13 protein-coding genes are annotated in these 16,599 nt (G+C 65.7%); 9 read left to right on the plus strand and 4 right to left on the minus strand.

The annotated features are described in order from the left end of the window. Positions 1–186: 186 nt before the first annotated feature. The 9 genes from sppA (at position 187) to AC0L3P_RS28995 (ending at position 8,171) form a co-directional block, all read left to right on the plus strand. A complete protein-coding gene (sppA, locus tag AC0L3P_RS28955; protein ID WP_354205669.1) occupies positions 187–1,167 on the plus strand; it encodes a signal peptide peptidase SppA in 981 nt (326 codons plus the stop codon). A gap of 172 nt (positions 1,168–1,339) precedes the next feature. Continuing rightward, positions 1,340–1,645, plus strand: a complete 306-nt coding sequence (locus tag AC0L3P_RS28960) for an integration host factor subunit beta (RefSeq protein WP_007598410.1) — start codon at positions 1,340–1,342, stop codon at positions 1,643–1,645. A gap of 71 nt (positions 1,646–1,716) precedes the next feature. Further along, complete coding sequence (locus AC0L3P_RS28965) at positions 1,717–2,109, plus strand: lipopolysaccharide assembly protein LapA domain-containing protein (protein ID WP_354205671.1); 393 nt, start codon at positions 1,717–1,719, stop codon at positions 2,107–2,109. 81 nt (positions 2,110–2,190) lie between these two features. Then, complete coding sequence (locus tag AC0L3P_RS28970) at positions 2,191–2,862, plus strand: phosphoribosylanthranilate isomerase (RefSeq protein WP_354205673.1); 672 nt, start codon at positions 2,191–2,193, stop codon at positions 2,860–2,862. Further along, the gene (gene trpB, locus AC0L3P_RS28975; protein ID WP_473307201.1) at positions 2,859–4,076 is read left to right on the plus strand and encodes a tryptophan synthase subunit beta; all 1,218 of its coding nucleotides are present in this window, start codon (positions 2,859–2,861) and stop codon (positions 4,074–4,076) included. Before AC0L3P_RS28970 ends, trpB begins: the two co-directional genes overlap by 4 nt. Beyond that, entirely contained in the window at positions 4,073–4,909 is an 837-nt protein-coding gene (gene trpA / locus AC0L3P_RS28980; protein ID WP_354205675.1) for a tryptophan synthase subunit alpha, read from the plus strand. Before trpB ends, trpA begins: the two co-directional genes overlap by 4 nt. Before the next feature lie 137 nt (positions 4,910–5,046). Next, positions 5,047–5,988: an acetyl-CoA carboxylase, carboxyltransferase subunit beta gene (gene accD, locus AC0L3P_RS28985; protein WP_275168838.1), complete on the plus strand. Its 942-nt coding sequence runs from the start codon at positions 5,047–5,049 to the stop codon at positions 5,986–5,988. Continuing rightward, complete coding sequence (locus AC0L3P_RS28990; protein WP_354205679.1) at positions 5,985–7,328, plus strand: bifunctional folylpolyglutamate synthase/dihydrofolate synthase; 1,344 nt, start codon at positions 5,985–5,987, stop codon at positions 7,326–7,328. The genes accD and AC0L3P_RS28990 overlap by 4 nt, the downstream gene beginning before the upstream one ends. 102 nt (positions 7,329–7,430) lie before the next feature. After that, entirely contained in the window at positions 7,431–8,171 is a 741-nt protein-coding gene (locus AC0L3P_RS28995) for a metallophosphoesterase family protein (RefSeq protein WP_354205681.1), read from the plus strand. Positions 8,172–8,272: 101 nt separating this feature from the next. Here AC0L3P_RS28995 and AC0L3P_RS29000 read toward each other — a convergent pair whose 3' ends face one another. The 4 genes from AC0L3P_RS29000 to addB all read right to left on the minus strand — a co-directional run bounded on the left by AC0L3P_RS29000 (position 8,273) and on the right by addB (position 16,463). Then, on the minus strand, positions 8,273–9,286 hold the full coding sequence (locus AC0L3P_RS29000) for an ATP-dependent DNA ligase (protein WP_473307291.1): 1,014 nt from the start codon (positions 9,284–9,286) through the stop codon (positions 8,273–8,275). Between the two features lie 143 nt (positions 9,287–9,429). Continuing rightward, on the minus strand, positions 9,430–9,750 hold the full coding sequence (gene trxA / locus AC0L3P_RS29005) for a thioredoxin (RefSeq protein ID WP_007598398.1): 321 nt from the start codon (positions 9,748–9,750) through the stop codon (positions 9,430–9,432). Between the two features lie 63 nt (positions 9,751–9,813). Beyond that, the gene (gene addA, locus AC0L3P_RS29010) at positions 9,814–13,323 is read right to left on the minus strand and encodes a double-strand break repair helicase AddA (RefSeq protein WP_473307208.1); all 3,510 of its coding nucleotides are present in this window, start codon (positions 13,321–13,323) and stop codon (positions 9,814–9,816) included. Continuing rightward, positions 13,317–16,463 carry a double-strand break repair protein AddB gene (gene addB, locus AC0L3P_RS29015; protein ID WP_473307210.1) on the minus strand — a complete coding sequence of 1,049 codons (3,147 nt, stop codon included), beginning with the start codon at positions 16,461–16,463 and terminating at the stop codon, positions 13,317–13,319. The genes addA and addB overlap by 7 nt, the downstream gene beginning before the upstream one ends. Positions 16,464–16,599 lie beyond the last annotated feature (136 nt).

Below are 16,599 nucleotides of genomic sequence, written 5' to 3' on the forward strand. Positions count from 1 at the left end.
TGTCGCCCTTCTTGTAGTTGTCGATCACCTGCTCGCCCGGCTGCTTCCAGTCGAGGTCGGAGAGATGGACCATGCCGCTACCGGCCTTGTTTTCTTCTAATTGCGCCGCAATTGATGTATCCAGATAAGCCAATGGTGACGCTGCGACGGCACAACGCGCCTGGCCTTTCATTTGGAGATATCTCGATGTCGCTCGATTCGGACATCATCGTCGATCGGCGCAGGATCCGCCGCAAGCTGACGTTCTGGCGCGTATTGACCGCGCTGATCGCGATCGCGGCGATCGCAGGCTTCGCGCTGGTCGCGACGCCGGGTGCGCGCGGCACGTTCGCGTCCGCCGGCTCGATCGCTCGGGTCCAGATTGACGGCCTGATCCGCAGCGATTCCGATCGCACGCAGGCGCTCGAGCGGCTGGAGAATTCGCAGGCTGCCGCCGTCATCGTCCACATCAATTCGCCGGGCGGCACCACCGCCGGCTCCGAGCAGCTCTATGATTCGCTTGTGAGTCTGAAGGCGAAGAAGCCTCTCGTCGTGGTCGTCGAAGGCCTCGCCGCCTCCGGCGGCTACATCACCGCGATCGCCAGCGATCATATCATCGCCCAGCAGAGCTCGCTGGTCGGCTCGATCGGCGTGCTGTTCCAGTTTCCGAACGTCTCGGAGCTGTTGAAGACCGTTGGCGTCAAGGTCGAGGAGGTAAAATCCACGCCGCTGAAGGCCGCGCCCAACGGTTTCGAGCCAACCAGCCCCGAGGCACGGGCCGCGCTCGATGCGCTGGTGAAGGATTCCTATGCCTGGTTCAAGGGATTGGTGAAGGAACGGCGTGGCATGGATGACACGCAGCTCGAGAAAGTGGTTGATGGCCGTGTCTTCACCGGACGCCAGGCGATCGATCTCAAGCTGATCGACCAGATCGGCGACGAGAAGACCGCCGTGACCTGGCTGGTCGAGCAGAAGGGCGTCAAGAAGGGGCTCTCCGTGCGCGATTACAAGCTGCAGCCGCGCTTCAGCGATCTGCCGTTCCTCAAGACGGCGGCCGCAGTCACGCTGGAAGCACTGGGTTTAGGCTCGATTGCGCATCAAATTGGACAAACCGGCGTCGTGCAGGCGGTCGATCGGCTCGGAATGGATGGAATGCTGGCTTTGTGGCAGCCGGCGGCATCGAACTGACCGGCGCCGGGCGAGCCTCAGAGGTTTTTCCCGTTCGGCGCGTACAGGGCCAGCCCGCTTTTTCGGCATTTGTCACGTATTTTCACGACGCTCAACCTTCATTTAGCGTCTTGACAGATCACGGTATTTTCACGGAAATGGTCGTCCGCACGCTCCCGGGTCCTATCTCTCGATGATCAAATCCGAACTTGTTCAGCGTATCGCCGAGCACAACCCGCATCTGTACCAGCGGGATGTCGAGAACATTGTGAATGCGATTCTCGAAGAGATCGTAGCGGCTCTCGCGCGCGGTGACCGCGTCGAGTTGCGCGGCTTCGGTGCCTTCTCGGTCAAGCATCGCCCTGCCCGCGCAGGGCGCAATCCGCGCACCGGCGCCCATGTACCTGTCGATCAGAAGAGCGTTCCGTTCTTCAAGACCGGCAAGGAAATGCGCGAACGGCTGAATCGCGACCACCCGGATCCAGGCGCGCCAGACTGAGGTCCACCTCAGGGTTTCCCGCGGCCGCGCGCGATGCGGCCGCAAGCTTGATTCAAGGCGAGCGAGCCGAGATGCGAAAATTCCTGACCGCGCTGGTCGTGATTCCGCTGGGTCTGATCCTGATGGTCTTTGCCGTCGCCAACCGGCAATTCGTCACGGTCTCGTTCGATCCCTTCGTGTCCAACGACCCGTCATTCTCGGTCACGCTGCCGCTGTTCCTGCTCCTGATCGTGGTGGCTGCGCTCGGGGTCCTCGCGGGCGGTTGTGCCGTTTGGTTCGGTCAGCGGCACTGGCGGCGCGCGGCGCGCCGGCATGACGCGGATGCCCGGGCCGCGCGAGGCGAGCTGGCTGATCTCCGGGCCCAGGCGGCCGCAGCCAAGCCTGAGTCCCAGCGCCTCCTTGTTCCCTCCGGGGTGGGGCTTTACGGGCCCGTCGGGCGAGACAAGCAGCGCGCGACGTTGTAGAAGCGGCCGCAACCGAAAAGCCCGTTTTCCGGCCGCGGGCCCGCGGCCTCCATTTGCTTTGAGCCCATATCCCGCGAGAACATGTCCCTGCTCGTCAAAATCTGCGGCCTGTCCACGCCCGAGACGCTCGAAACGGCGCTCGATGCGGGTGCCGACATGGTGGGCTTCGTGTTCTTCCCGCCGTCGCCGCGGCATTTGTCGCTGGAAGCCGGCCGGGAGCTCGGCCGTCAGGTGAAGCGGCGCGCGCTCAAGGTCGCGCTCACCGTCGACGCCGACGATGCCATGCTCGACAACATCATGGACGCGCTGTCGCCGGATATCTTCCAGCTTCACGGCACGGAGAGCGTGGCGCGGGTGCGCGACATCAGGCAGCGGTTCGGTCGCCCCGTGATGAAGGTCGTGCCGGTCGCAACGTCAGCCGATCTCGCCGTGCTGCCCGGTTACGCAGAGGTTGCCGAACGCATTCTGTTCGACGCACGCGCACCGAAGGACGCGACCCGGCCCGGCGGCCTCGGTGCACCGTTCGATTGGCATCTGCTCGGAAACCTCGAGCTCGCGCTGCCGTATATGGTCTCGGGCGGCCTCAGCGCCGACAACGTCGCCGAAGCCGTTCGCGTCACCCGAGCCGGTGGTGTCGACGTCTCCTCCGGTGTCGAGAGCGCCCCGGGCGTGAAGGACCCCGAGATGATCAAGGCCTTCATTCGCGCCGCGCGCGCAAGCCAAGATGCAAGTCAAGAGTTGAGCGTCCGATGAATGTTGTAAAACCCAATTCCTATCGCAGCGGCCCCGACGAGCGCGGCCATTTCGGCATTTTCGGCGGACGCTTCGTTGCCGAAACCCTGATGCCGCTGATCCTCGATCTGGAGAAAGCCTACACCGAGGCCAAGGCCGACCCGGCCTTCCAGGCCGAGATGAACGGCTATCTCAAGAATTATGTCGGCCGGCCCTCGCCGCTCTATTTCGCTGAGCGTCTGACCGAGCATCTCGGCGGCGCGAAAATCTATCTCAAGCGTGAAGAGCTCAACCATACCGGCTCGCACAAGGTGAACAACGTGCTCGGCCAGATCATGCTGGCGCGGCGCATGGGCAAGAAGCGCATCATCGCCGAGACCGGCGCCGGCCAGCACGGTGTCGCCACCGCGACGCTCTGCGCGCGCTTCGGCCTCGAATGCATCGTCTACATGGGCGCCGTCGACGTCGAGCGGCAGCAGCCTAACGTCATCCGCATGGAGATGCTGGGCGCGACGGTGATGCCGGTGCAGTCGGGCACGCGCACGCTGAAGGACGCCATGAACGAGGCGCTGCGTGACTGGGTCACCAACGTGCACAACACCTTCTACTGCATCGGCACGGTCGCGGGTCCGCATCCCTATCCGACGCTGGTGCGCGACTTCCAGTCGATCATCGGCAACGAGACCAAGGTGCAGATGCAGGAGATCGAAGGGCGCCTGCCGGATTCGCTGGTCGCCTGCATCGGCGGGGGCTCCAACGCGATGGGCCTGTTTCATCCGTTCCTCGACGATTCCACCGTCGAGATCTTCGGCGTCGAAGCTGCGGGCCACGGACTGACGCAACTGCATGCGGCATCGATCGCCGGCGGCCGGCCGGGCGTGCTGCACGGCAACCGCACCTATCTCCTGATGGACGCGGACGGCCAGATCCAGGACGCGCATTCGATCTCCGCCGGCCTCGACTATCCCGGCATCGGCCCCGAGCACTCCTGGCTGCACGAGATCGGCCGCGTGAACTATCTCTCCGCGACCGACGACGAGGCGCTCGCAGCGTTCCAGTTGCTGTCAAAGCTGGAAGGCATCATCCCCGCGCTCGAGCCGGCACATGCCATCGCCAAGGTGATGGAGCTCGCGCCGAAGCGGACGAAAGATCACCTGATGGTCGTCAACCTCTCCGGCCGCGGCGACAAGGACGTCCCGCAGGTCGGCGACATCCTGAGGGGCAAGAGCAAGTGACCACGCGTATCGACACCCGTTTCGCCGAGCTGAAGAAGGCCGGCCGCGCAGCCTTCGTCACCTTCGTGATGGCCGGCGATCCCGATCCGGCGACCTCGCTCGAGATCATCAAGGCGCTGCCGAAGGCGGGTGCCGACGTGATCGAGCTCGGCATGCCCTTCACCGACCCGATGGCCGACGGTCCGTCGATCCAGGCGGCAGGCCTGCGCGCGCTCAAGGCCGGCATGACGCTGAAGAAGACGCTCGATCTCGTGCGCGGCTTCCGCAAGGACGACAACGCCACGCCGATCGTGCTGATGGGCTATTACAACCCGATCTACATCTATGGCGTCGACAAATTTCTGGTCGATGCGAAAGCCGCCGGCATCGACGGCCTCATCATCGTCGACCTGCCGCCGGAAGAGGACGACGAGCTCTGCCTGCCCGCAATGAAGGCGGGCCTCAATTTCATCCGCCTGGCGACGCCGACCACCGACGACAAGCGCTTGCCGGCCGTGCTCGCCAACACCTCGGGCTTTGTCTACTACGTCGCGATTACCGGCATCACCGGCGCGGCGGCCGCGGATGCCTCCGCCGTCGGCGAGGCGGTTATCCGCATCAAGCGGCACACCAAGCTGCCGGTCTGCGTCGGCTTCGGCATCCGCACGCCGGAGAATGCCCGCGCGATTGCCTCGCATGCCAATGGCGCCGTGGTCGGCACCGCCCTGGTCGATGCCCTCAAGAACAGCCTCGATGCGGACGGGCGCGCCACCGACAAGACCGTCAACGCCGTCGCTGAGCTGACGGCGGCACTGGCCCAGGGCGTCAAAGGCGCGCAACAGGCGGCGGAATAGGCCTTAATTCCGCTGCCAAGTCCGACGAGCAAGTCCGACGAGCAAGGCGGACGATACGGCGGCTTGCCGGGCCGGGTCCCGGCCGCCATATATCCCTTCAGGCGGTCCCCAGGCGGGATCGCACATCGGAGCAAACCATGAACTGGCTTACCAATGTGGTCCGGCCGAAGATCCGCAACATGCTGCGGCGGGAGACGCCGGAGAATCTTTGGATCAAGTGCCCGGATTCCGGACAGCTCGTGTTCTACAAGGACGTCGAGGCCAACCAGTTCGTCATCCCCGGCTCGAACTACCATATGCGCATGAACGCGGTGGCGCGTCTGAAGTCGATTTTCGACAACGAGACCTGGTACGACGTCGCGCTGCCTGACGTCACGCCCGATCCGCTCAAGTTCCGTGACGAGAAGAAGTACGTCGATCGCATCAAGGATGCCCGCGCGCGAACTAACCTCAACGACGCGATCAAGGTCGGCTACGGCAAGCTCGAAGGCGCCGCCGTCGTCGTCGCCGTGCAGGATTTCGACTTCATGGGCGGCTCGCTCGGCATGGCCGCGGGCGAAGCCATCGTGCGCGGACTGGAACTCGCGGTCGAGAAAAAGTCGCCGTTCATCGTGTTTGCCGCCTCAGGTGGCGCGCGCATGCAGGAAGGCATCCTGTCGCTGATGCAGATGCCGCGCACCACGGTCGCGGTGCAGATGCTGCGTGAAGCAAAACAGCCCTACATCGTCGTGCTGACCAACCCGACCACCGGCGGCGTCACCGCGTCTTATGCGATGCTCGGCGACGTGCAGATCGCCGAACCCGGTGCGCTGATCGGTTTTGCCGGCGCGCGTGTGATCGAGCAGACCATTCGCGAAAAACTCCCCGAGGGCTTTCAGCGCGCCGAATACCTCAAGGAGCACGGCATGGTCGACATGGTCGTGCATCGCCACGAATTGCGCCCGACCCTGGCGCGGCTCTGCCGCCTGTTGACCAGGGCGCCGGCGCTGGAGAGCGCGTCGAAACCGGTGCAGCCGGTCGTGAGCCCGGCGCAGATCGTATCGGCTCCCGAAACGGCGCCGGCCGCGCCGCACGCGTGAACGCTTCCTCTGACCGCGCCATGCCGTCGCTTGACGAATTGATCGGGCGGCTGTCGGCCCTGCATCAGAAACGCATCGATCTCGGGTTGGAGCGGATGCACCGCCTGCTCGAGCGGCTCGGTCACCCCGAGCGCAAGCTGCCGCCGGTGATCCACATCGCCGGCACCAACGGCAAGGGCTCGACGCTCGCTTATCTGCGCGCGACGCTGGAAGCCGCCGGCCTGCGCGTCCACGCCTACACCTCGCCCTATCTCGTTCGCATCAACGAATGTTTCCGGCTCGGCCGGGTCGCTGGCGGCGTGCTGGTCGGTGACGACGAATTGCGCGCTGCTCTGGAAGAGGTCGAGCGTGTCAATGCCGGCGAGGCCGCCACCGTGTTCGAGCTCAAGACCGCGGCTGCATTTCATCTGTTCGCGCAGAATCCGGCCGATGTGGTTCTGCTGGAGGTCGGCCTTGGTGGCCGGCTCGATTCAACCAACGTGGTCGATGCACCGGTGGCCTGCGTGATCACGCCTGTCAGCATGGACCACATGGACTTTCTCGGCGATACGCTGACGTCCATCGCCGGTGAGAAGGCCGCGATTATCAAGCGTGGCGTGCCCGTGGTTTGCGCCGAGCAATCGGCTGAGGCGATGGCCGTGATCGAGGCGCAGGCCAAGCGCATGCGCGCGCCGTTGTTTGCCGCGGGCGAGAGCTGGCATGTCAATGTCGAGAACGGGCGGCTGGTTTATTCCGATGAGCGCGGCTTGATGGATCTCACGGCGCCGCGCCTGTTCGGCCGCCACCAGTTCGACAATGCCGGCCTCGCGATCGCGACGCTGCGGGCCACCAGCGCCTTCAAGATCAACCAGGCGGCGTTCGAGGCCGGGATCGTCGGTGCGGAATGGCCGGCACGGATGCAGCGCATCGCTTCGGGCGAGCTGCTCGGTCTCGGCCCGCAAGGATCGGAGATCTGGCTCGACGGCGGCCACAATGCGGAAGGCGGCCGCGTCGCGGCGGCCGCGCTCGGCGATCTTGAAGAGCGGGTGTCGCGGCCGCTGGTCGTGATCGCGGGCATGATGGCCAACAAGGACGCGCAAGGTTTTCTCGCCAATTTCGCCGGTCTGACCCGTCACATCATCGCGGTGCCGATTCCCGACACCGACAACGCGATGCCGGTCGACCGCCTCACGGATGCCGCCCGCAGCCTCGGCATGCGCGTCGAGCCCGCGCCCGGCATCGAGGCCGCACTGCGCGCCTTGGCGAAGCTCGCCTACGAAGTGCCGCCGCGCATCCTGATCACCGGCTCGCTCTATCTCGCCGGCCACGTGCTCGCCATCAACGGCACGCCTCCTGCATAGAGGTTGGGTAGCCCGGATGGAGCGAAGCGCAATCCGGGACTGTACCGCAAGTGACGAAGGCCCCGGATTACGCTTCGCTCCGTCCGGGCTACAGGAAGACCCATGCGTTTTGCAGCGATTGCCGACGTCCACGGAAATTACCTCGCGCTGGAAGCTGTGCTCGCCGACATCCGCGCGCAAGGCGTGGCCGACATCGTCAATCTCGGCGACATGCTGAGCGGTCCGCTCGATGCGCGCCGCACCATCGAGATCCTGATGAAGCTCGATGCAGTGCACGTGCTCGGCAATCACGACCGCTATCTGCTCGACCGTCCGCCGGAGAAGATGGGCTCGTGGGATCGCCCGGCCCATGCAGCGCTCAATGCCGCGCAACTCGACTGGCTGCGCGCGCAGCCGATGACGCGCGTGTTTCGCGAGCAGGTTTTCATGTGTCATGCGACGCCCGACAATGACGAAGTCTACTGGCTGGATACCGTGCATCCCGACGGCGCGGTGGCGCTGTCGCCGCTCGATCGCATCGAGCAATTTGCGCAAGGCATCGCGCAATCGCTGATCCTGTGCGCCCACACCCATCTCGCCCGTGCCGTGCGGCTTCGCGACGGAAGGTTGATCGTCAATCCCGGCAGCGTCGGCGGCCCGGGCTTCCGCGACAAGCATCCATTCCCGCATGTCGTCGAGGCCGGCACGCCGCACGCGCGCTATGCGATTCTCGAGCTGACCGATGATGCATGGCAGGTCACGTTCCGCCATGTCGTCTACGATCACGAGGCGATGGCCGCGCTCGCTCGCCGCAATGGCCAGCCGGAGTTGGCAAACGCGCTGGCGACGGGATGGATTGCCTAGCGCCGTCGCCTCGTAGCCTGGATGGAGCGAAGCGCAATCCAGGAATCGTACCACAAATGACGACGGCCCCGGATTACGCTGCGCTCCATCCGGGCTACCGGCTACAGCTGTTTCAGCAGCTTCATCGGATCGGCCACCTTCTGCTTCAGCTGCTCGAAGCTGCATTGCCGCGGGGCCTTGTCGGGGCGCCAGCGCAGGATCGAGGTGCCGTGGCGAAAGCGCTCGCCGCTGAAATGGTCGTAGCAGACCTCGATCACCAACTTCGGCTTGAGCGGACACCATTTTGCCGAGCGTTCGGTGGACCAGCGGCTCGGCCCGCCCGGCGCGTTGCCGGTGAAGCCGGGCTCGCCGATCAGCTTCTCCAGTCGATCGGTCAGCTCGGGCTTTTCCGTCGCCTTGATCGCCGAGGTGAAGCCGACATGGTGCAGGAGACCTTCATCGTCATAGAGTCCGAGCAGCAGCGAGCCCACCACCTTCCGGCCGGCGATCTTGTTGGTGGCATAGCGGAAGCCGCCGACCACGCAATCGGCGCTGCGGAATTTCTTGATCTTCTGCATGCCGTCGCGATTTCCCGCCTGGTAGGGCAGGTCGATGCGCTTGGCGATGACGCCGTCCGAGCCGCCGCCGGATTGCGCCAGCCATTTTTTCGCGATGGCATAGCTCGTCGTCACCGGTGAGAGGCGGAAGAGGCTGCCTTTCAGATTGGCTTTGGCAAACGCTTCCAGCGCCGGTCGCCGCTCACTCAGCGGCTGCTCGGCAAGTTGTTTCTCCCTGGCCGTCGCAAGCAGATCGAAGGCGAGATAGAGCGCCGGTGTTTCCTCCGAGAGCTTGTTCACGCGGCTCGCCGCCGGATGAATACGTTGCAGCAGCGCGTCAAAGGAAAACCCCTTGCCGTGCGGCACGACGATCTCGCCGTCGAGCGTGAAGCGATCCGCCTTCAGCTTCAGTGCCGCGGCGACAATCTCGGGGAAATAGCGCGCGAGGTCCTCGCCCGATTTCGAGCGCAGATCAATGCTGCCGCCGTTGCGCGACAGCAGGCAACGGAAGCCATCCCATTTCGGCTCGTATTGCCACTCCTTGCCGCGCGGGATCGCGTCGACCGAGCGCGCTTCCATCGCCACGAGGGACGTAGATTTTCGCGCGCGTCTTGCAGGGGGAGGCACAGGCAGGGACTCGTCTTACGCTGGAACTGTCCCATCAACGCAAAACGGCCGGCTTTCGCCGGCCGTTTCCAAAAATAATTTCGTGCAGTCGCGGGTCAGACCGCGGAGGTGATCCACTGCTGCAGCTTCGCCTTCGGCGCCGCGCCGACCTGGCGGGAAGCCATCTCGCCGCCCTTGAAGATCATCAGGGTCGGGATCGACATCACTCCATATTTCGATGCGGTCTTCGGGCTCTCGTCGACATTGAGCTTCACGATCTTGACCTTGTCGCCCATCGCGCCGGCGATCTCGTCGAGGGCGGGTGCGATCATGCGGCAGGGGCCGCACCATTCGGCCCAGAAATCGACGACCACGGGGCCGTTTGCCTTGAGCACTTCGGCTTCGAAATCGGTGTCAGAAACCTTACCAACGGCCATGGGAGTACCTCGTACCTGAGAGAAGGGCGCGACGGGAATCGCGCCCGAGATCATGGCGTCAACCTATGAATGGCTCCTTGCCGGGTCAAGGACGCTCACACCGAGATGAAGAGATGCCAGCGCCGCGTCCAGCGCGGGAGCCGAAATCTCCATATATTCAAAGGCCTCGGTCCAGAGCAGGACGGCACGGACCGGCTTTTGGGGATAAAGCCTCGATAGCACCGCCCGGTATAGCGCCAGCTGCCGGACATAGGCGGCCGGCGCCGCATTGGCGCTGCTGGGAGCCGCCTGATTAGTCTTGAAATCGACGATCAGGACCTCGTCTGGCCGAACGACCAGCCGGTCGATCTGGCCCGACACAAGCGCCGGGGCGCGACCCGGCCGCTCCAGCCTGCCGACGATCGCGACCTCCGCCCGGCTGCCGGCGGCAAACACCGGCGCGAATCGTGGCTCGGCGATCAAGGCGAGCACCTTGTCGGCCAGCGCGGCGCGGTCGGCCTCCGCCCAGTCCGCGGCATTGCGTGCCATGAAACCGATCGCGGCCTCGCGCCGGCGCTCAGTGGCGATGTCGGGCAGCGATTGCAGCAGCCGGTGCACCAGCGTGCCGCGTTGCAGCGCGAGCGCGCGGGACTGCACTGATTCGCCTGACAGCACCGCGCGGCCTTCCCCGGACGACTGGCCGGAGGGGCGCACCGGATCGTCCTCGATGGTCTCGCGCGGTGCCGGTGTCCGCAGCCAGTCCGGCAGCGCGGTGGTCTGGTCCAACGAGGTCGCGGGCGTGCCCAGCGCCACAACATCCTCCGGTCGGGAGAAGCGCGTCACCTTGCCCAGCGGCGTCTCGATTGTCTCTTTCGCCAGGCCCGAGCCGGCGAGCCCGGTGTCGACCAGATCGTACCAGCTCAGCTTGCGGACCGTTTTCCTGTTGCCGGGCATGCAGCCGCCGACGATGAGCCGGTCGGCCGCGCGCGTCATCGCGACGTAGAGCAGGCGGCGGTACTCGTCCTCGGTCTCCTCGAGCATCGCGTTGCGTGCTTCCGCGACGGGCTTCGGATCATCCGCCTTGCGTCCGGCCCAGACCACCACCTCGCTGCCATTACCGCGCGGGACGTGGATCAGTTGCAGCCGTTGGCTATCGGAGGGCGAAGAGGTCGTGTCGACCATGAACACGACCGAGGCCTCCAGCCCCTTGGCACCGTGCACGGTCATCACCCGCACCTCGTCGCGCGAAATCTCCATGTCGCGCTTCACCTCGGTATCGGCCGAGCGCAGCCAGGCCATGAAACCCTGCAGAGAGGCCGGCGCCTTGCGCTCGTAGTTCAGCGCGAGCTCCAAAAATTCGTCGAGCGCGTCATTGGCCTCATGACCGAGCCGGCGCAGCATGCGCGCGCGTCCGCCGTCGCCCCCGAGCAACCAGGCGTAAAAGGCGAACGGCGTCTCCTCGCGGGCTCGGGTTTCGCAGGCTCCAAGGCGTTTCAACGCCACACTGAATTTCTCGCTTGTCCCGGCATGCTCGCCAAGCGCGCGGCGCAGCGATCCCTTGCGATCCCAGGCAAGCTGGAACAGATCGTCGTCATCGAGCCCGAACAGCGGGCTCTTCAGCGCCACCGCGAGCGCGAGATCGTCCTGCGGCAGCAGCAGCGCGTCCGCGAGGTTCATCAGGTCGATAATCCCGATGTGCTCGGTCAGCTTGAGCCGATCGGCGCCGGCGACCGGAACATTGGCGTGCTTCAGCGCCTGGATCACCGCGTCGAACGCATTGCCGCGCCGGCGCACCAGGATCAGCATGTCGCCATAGCGCAGCGGACGCCGCTCGCCTTCGTGCCCGGTCAGCGTGCCGCTCTCGACCAGCCGCTTGATCTCGGTCTGGATCCGGCGCGCGAGCTTCACCTCCGGGCTGGTGGCGGCGACGCCGTCGAACGGTGCGCGCCAGCCCTCGATCTCCTGCCTGTCGTCGGCTTCCGCAAGGTCCCACAGCTCGATCACGCTGGGGCCTGCGTCGCCGAGTGCATTGTGCAGGGGATGACCGGTCTCGAGCGAATGGATGCTCTTGTAGATCGCGGGCTCGCGGAAGACGTGGTCGACCGAATGCAGGATCGCGGCGCCGGAGCGGAAGGAATAGGTGAAGGCGACCGGATCGAATTTCAGCCCGGCCGCCATGAACTTGCGGTGCAACTCGCGCCGGCGCGCGTCGAATTCCCGGGGCTGAGCGCCCTGGAACGAAAAGATCGACTGCTTCTCGTCGCCGACCGCGAAGACGGTGCGGTTCAGGCCTTCTCGCGCGCCTTCGCCGGCCGTGAACTCCGAGATGATATGCGCGACGATGTCCCATTGCCGCGGGCTGGTGTCCTGGGCTTCGTCGATCAGCACGTGATCGACGCCGCGGTCGAGCTTGTAATGCACCCAACCTGAAGAGACGCGATCGAGCATCGCCAGCGTCTTGTCGATGAGGTCGTCATAGTCGAGCAGCCCGCGCTCCTGCTTCTCGCGGCGATAGTTTGCGGCGGCAGCAGTCGCGATATGCAGCAGCGCTGCGGTGCGGTCGCGCAGGGTCACCGCGCGACGCGTCTCGACCAATCCGCCGACGCGCTGCGCCTCGTTCTCGAACAGGCGTGCGACGGACGGGTTGTGATCGCAGAACTTCTTGGTCAGCACCGCCTTGCGCGGCAGCTTTTCGTCAGTCAGGAAGACGCTGAGATAGGCATCGACCTGCGCGCCGCCGGAAAACACCTTCGCCTCGCGAAGCCGGCAGGCCTGGTCGTTGTCGGACTTGCTGCCATCCTCCAGCGCAAAGGCGATGTCGTCCCACCGCGATCGCGGCAGGAACGGACCGTCGACAATCTCGGTCTCGACGTCCTCGATGCGATCGCTGGCGGCCACGCCCAGCGCGGCCGCCATCTGCGCGGCGGCCAGCTCCGCGCTGCCGGCTTCATCGGTCCATGCCATGAAATGATCGCGGCTCAGGCAGGCCTCGCGGACCACCTCCTTGAAGGTGACATCGGCGGCGCTCGCCATCGCGGTCAGCAGTGCGCGGCCGGTCACGCTGTCAGGGTCCCGCGCGGCCTCCAGCAGCACCTTCAGATTGGCGCGTTCCATCATGTCGGTCTGGTCGCGCTCATCGATGACGGCGAAGCGCGCCGGGACATTGGCCTCGAACGGAAACTGCTGAAGCAGGCGGGTGCACAGGGCGTGAATGGTCTGCACCTTCAGCCCGCCCGGCGTCTCCAGCGCACAGGCGAATAGCTTCCGTGCGTCGCGACGCAATTTTGCAGTGGAGTGCGGGATGCCGACCGCCTTGATCGCTGCATCGAGTGCCGTGTCGTCGAGCGTCACCCAAGGCCCGAGTGTGGTGAACACGCGCTCGGCCATGTTGGCGGCAGCCGCCTTGGTGAAGGTGATGCAGAGGATATTTTCCGGCGGCACGCCCGCGAGCAGCAGGCGGATCACCCGCTGCACCAGCACATGTGTCTTGCCCGAGCCGGCATTGGCCGACACGAAGGCCGACGCGGTCGGGTCCGATGCGCGCGCCTGTCGCGCGCGCACCTCGTCCGGGATGGGGCGCGGTGCCTTCACCATTCCTCGATCCCCAATCCGCCGGCCGCGGACCATTCCTTGATCCGGGCAAGATCGTCATAGGCGCCGTAGCGGTTGGTCCACATCGGCAGGTTCAACGAGGTGTAGGGCTGGTTCTCGTCCTCGAAGGCGCGAATCAGCGCCTCGAGCTTGGCCCTGGCCTCAGCAGCCGCGGTGTCCGGCGGCTGCGGCTCGTCGCCTTGCTTGAACTTGAGCTCGAGAATGCGTTCTTCGCCCGGCGGATTGTTGCCGCTCAGGCGAACATAGACGAGCTGGCTCACGGACGCGCCGGCATCGATGTCGGGAAAACCGCCCTCGCGCAGGATCGCGGCTTCCAGCGTGAGTTGCGGCGACAGGCCCATGCGGACCTGCTTGCCGGTCGGTGGCTGGCCGGTCTTGTAATCGAGGATGGCATAGCCGCCGCCCTGGCGCCGTTCGATGCGGTCGGCGCGCGCGGAGAGACGGAAGCTGCGCCCTTGGTCGAGCGAGATCGAAATCTCGCCGCGTGTTTCCGCGGCGATCGCCTCGATCGCGTCGCGCCGCGCCGTCTCCCATTCGCCGAACCAGCGCGCGATGCGCTGGAAGCGCGGCCACCACAGCGCCCGCGCCTCGGGTCGCTCCATCAGCGGCGCAAAGTATTTTTCGCCGATCGCGCGCAGCACGCGCGCGGGATCATCGGGCAGATCCTTGGCGTAGCGTTCCGTGAACTCCCCGAGCGCATCATGGATCGCCGAGCCGCGGTCGGCGGCCGATAGCGGCATGTCGACGGGATCGAGCGCGTCGAGCCGCAAAATGTGTTTTGCGTAGATCGTATAGGGATCGCGCAACCAGTCCTCGATCCCAGTCACAGACATCCTGAGCGGCCGGGTCGCGCGTGGCGGTCGCGGCTCGGGCTGCTTGATAGGCCTCACCTCGTCAGGCTGGTCCAGCGCGGCCGCGAACTGCACATATTTTTCACCCGCGCGAATGGCGGCCTTCCAGTGCGCATCGCCCGCCACCGCCTCCAACCGGTGCAGGAAGCGCGAAGCCACCGCCGGCGCACCGCCGGCCTTGGCGGAGTGGGTGAGGATGACCTCGTCGCCACCGAGCAGTTGCGCAAAATCATGCGCGGAGAGGCCGATACGGCGTTCCGGCAGATCGAGGCCGAGCTGGTGCCGCATCGGTCGGCTCAGCCACGGATCGATGCGCGGCGCCGGTGGCCAGACGCCCTCGATCAGCCCACCGACGATGATGCGGTCGGCCTGCATCAGGCGCGATTCCAGCGGGCCGTAAATCTGGAGCCGCGCGCCCGGCCTGTCCCGCCGCCGCACCGCGCGATCGCTGAACGCGGTCTGGAACACGTCTGCGTAGTCGGGCAGCGTGACTATCAATCCGCTGGTCGTGCCGCCGCGCAGGAGATCGTCGAAGGCGCTCGCGAGCGCGAGGCCTTCGCGCTCCTCGAACGCCAGGGGGATACCCTGCTCGTCGCGCGACAGCTCGATCATGATCTCGCGATGCCGATGCGCGAGTTCGGCGAAGTCAAACGGTTTTGATGACGCAAGACTCTCGATCGGCGCCAAGGCTTGTCGTAGGCCATCGATCAGCGCCTGAATGCGATCGAGGTCTTCCGCCTTGAGACGTGCGCGCGGCTCGGCCTTGTGCAGCGCGGAGACCTCGCTGCGCCACAGCTTTGCCAGGTCCTCGCGAAAGCGATTGAATTCGCGCAACAGCCCGGCGGTGGCCGCAGGCGGGCGCGTGCCGCGCAACAAAGCGAGCTCCAGGCTTTCGATCGCCGCCTTCCATGCGCCAGGCGCCCGGCCGAGCCGGCACAGCGGGTGCTTCAGCATTGCGAGCAGCGTCGGCGGCTCCAATCCCCTGGTCGCAGCCTCCGCTGTCAGTCGCGCAAAGACGCCGGCGGACGTTTCCATCAGGACGTCGCCGCCGGAATCGTCGAAAGCGAGATCCCACCGTGTCAGCGCAGCCATCACCCGCCGCGCCAGCGCACGATCGGGCGTGACAAGCGCCGCAGATTTGTCGAGATGCCGCGCCTCGCGCATCGCAATGGCGATCGCGAGCGCTTCCATCTCAGGGTTGGGAGCTTCGACAACCGCGAGGTTCTTCATGCCGCCGGTAATCTTCGCAGCCACATCCGGCTGCTTCAACCGGTCGTGCCAGATCTCGGTCTTGGCCGACGGCCGCATCGATTCGGACGCCAGCAGATCGCGGCCGCCTTCCGCCGGAGGCTTGAGGATATCGACGTCGCTGCGCTTGATGCCAAAGCGATCCAGCAGCGCGTGCATGGCATATTGCGGATGGTTCGAGACCGGGTGCTCCGCGAACTTGCCGAGCGAGTCGCGGACGCCGCCGATGCTGCGCCATGCATCGTCGTCGAGATCCGTGTCGAGGCCGGGCAGCACCACGGCGCCATGCGGCAGCGAGGCGACTGCATGGAGAAATCTTGCCGTGGCCGGCATCGAGCCGGTCGAACCGGCCGCGATCACGGGGCCAAGGGGATGCGCGGTCAGCCGCCTGGCTTCGGCATCGATCAGGAGGTCGCGGCGGGCAGCGGGCTCGATGCGTTTGATTTCGGCGAGATGACCGGGCCAGGCGATGCGCGCGATGCGCAGGAATTCAAGCGAGTGCTGCCAGTACCGGTCGAGCATATCAGGCACCAGGCCATCGAGCGCGCTCCAGTCGACGCCGCGCGTGACCATGTCGTCGATCAGGCGCGCGAGATCGGACGCCAGTGCCAGGGTCGAAGCGGGGCCGCCGACGACCAGCGGAGACAGCACGGGGCCTTTGGCCCAGGCCGCGACGAGTTGCGCCAGTGTCAGCCGCCGTTCGAGCTCGCCGAGCCGCGGCGGAATGTCGAGCGGCGTTGCGCCGGAAAACTGTTCGCCCTCATCGGCGAAAGCGAGCTCATCCTCGTCGATGTCGCCGAGCGCGACGATGCGCGGCAGCACGACCGCATCCGCCTTCATCTCGTCGAGGAAGATCTCGCGGACGACGCGCATGGCGCGCCGTGTCGGCAGGTACAGCGTGGCATCGGCAAGCCGTGCCGGCTCCTTGCGCGCGTCAAAGCCCTCGACGAGCCGGCCGTCGAGCAAGCTTGAGACGACGGTGCGCAGGAGCGGAACTGAGATAGGAACGCTGAAAACGCGCATGAGCTGCCTGATTCGGGAATCAGGCGCCAATATAGGGAGGCGGACTCAAATGGATATGGGGCGGAGGGGGATAGTCCCCGCTCTCCCGCTGTCATTCCGGGGCAGTGCGCAGCACCGAGCCCGGAACCTCGAGATT

This window comes from Bradyrhizobium sp. WSM4874 (assembly GCF_055811835.1).

Excerpts from the sequence above, each read along its gene's own strand:
- sppA (WP_354205669.1), top strand. The coding sequence starts at position 187 with ATGTCGCTCGATTCGGACATCATCGTCGATCGGCGCAGGATCCGCCGC.
- AC0L3P_RS28960 (WP_007598410.1), top strand. The coding sequence starts at position 1,340 with ATGATCAAATCCGAACTTGTTCAGCGTATCGCCGAGCACAACCCGCAT.
- AC0L3P_RS28965 (WP_354205671.1), top strand. The coding sequence starts at position 1,717 with ATGCGAAAATTCCTGACCGCGCTGGTCGTGATTCCGCTGGGTCTGATC.
- AC0L3P_RS28970 (WP_354205673.1), top strand. The coding sequence starts at position 2,191 with ATGTCCCTGCTCGTCAAAATCTGCGGCCTGTCCACGCCCGAGACGCTC.
- trpB (WP_473307201.1), top strand. The coding sequence starts at position 2,859 with ATGAATGTTGTAAAACCCAATTCCTATCGCAGCGGCCCCGACGAGCGC.
- accD (WP_275168838.1), top strand. The coding sequence starts at position 5,047 with ATGAACTGGCTTACCAATGTGGTCCGGCCGAAGATCCGCAACATGCTG.
- AC0L3P_RS28995 (WP_354205681.1), top strand. The coding sequence starts at position 7,431 with ATGCGTTTTGCAGCGATTGCCGACGTCCACGGAAATTACCTCGCGCTG.
- AC0L3P_RS29000 (WP_473307291.1), bottom strand. The coding sequence starts at position 9,286 with ATGGAAGCGCGCTCGGTCGACGCGATCCCGCGCGGCAAGGAGTGGCAA.
- trxA (WP_007598398.1), bottom strand. The coding sequence starts at position 9,750 with ATGGCCGTTGGTAAGGTTTCTGACACCGATTTCGAAGCCGAAGTGCTC.
- addA (WP_473307208.1), bottom strand. The coding sequence starts at position 13,323 with ATGGTGAAGGCACCGCGCCCCATCCCGGACGAGGTGCGCGCGCGACAG.
- addB (WP_473307210.1), bottom strand. The coding sequence starts at position 16,463 with ATGCGCGTTTTCAGCGTTCCTATCTCAGTTCCGCTCCTGCGCACCGTC.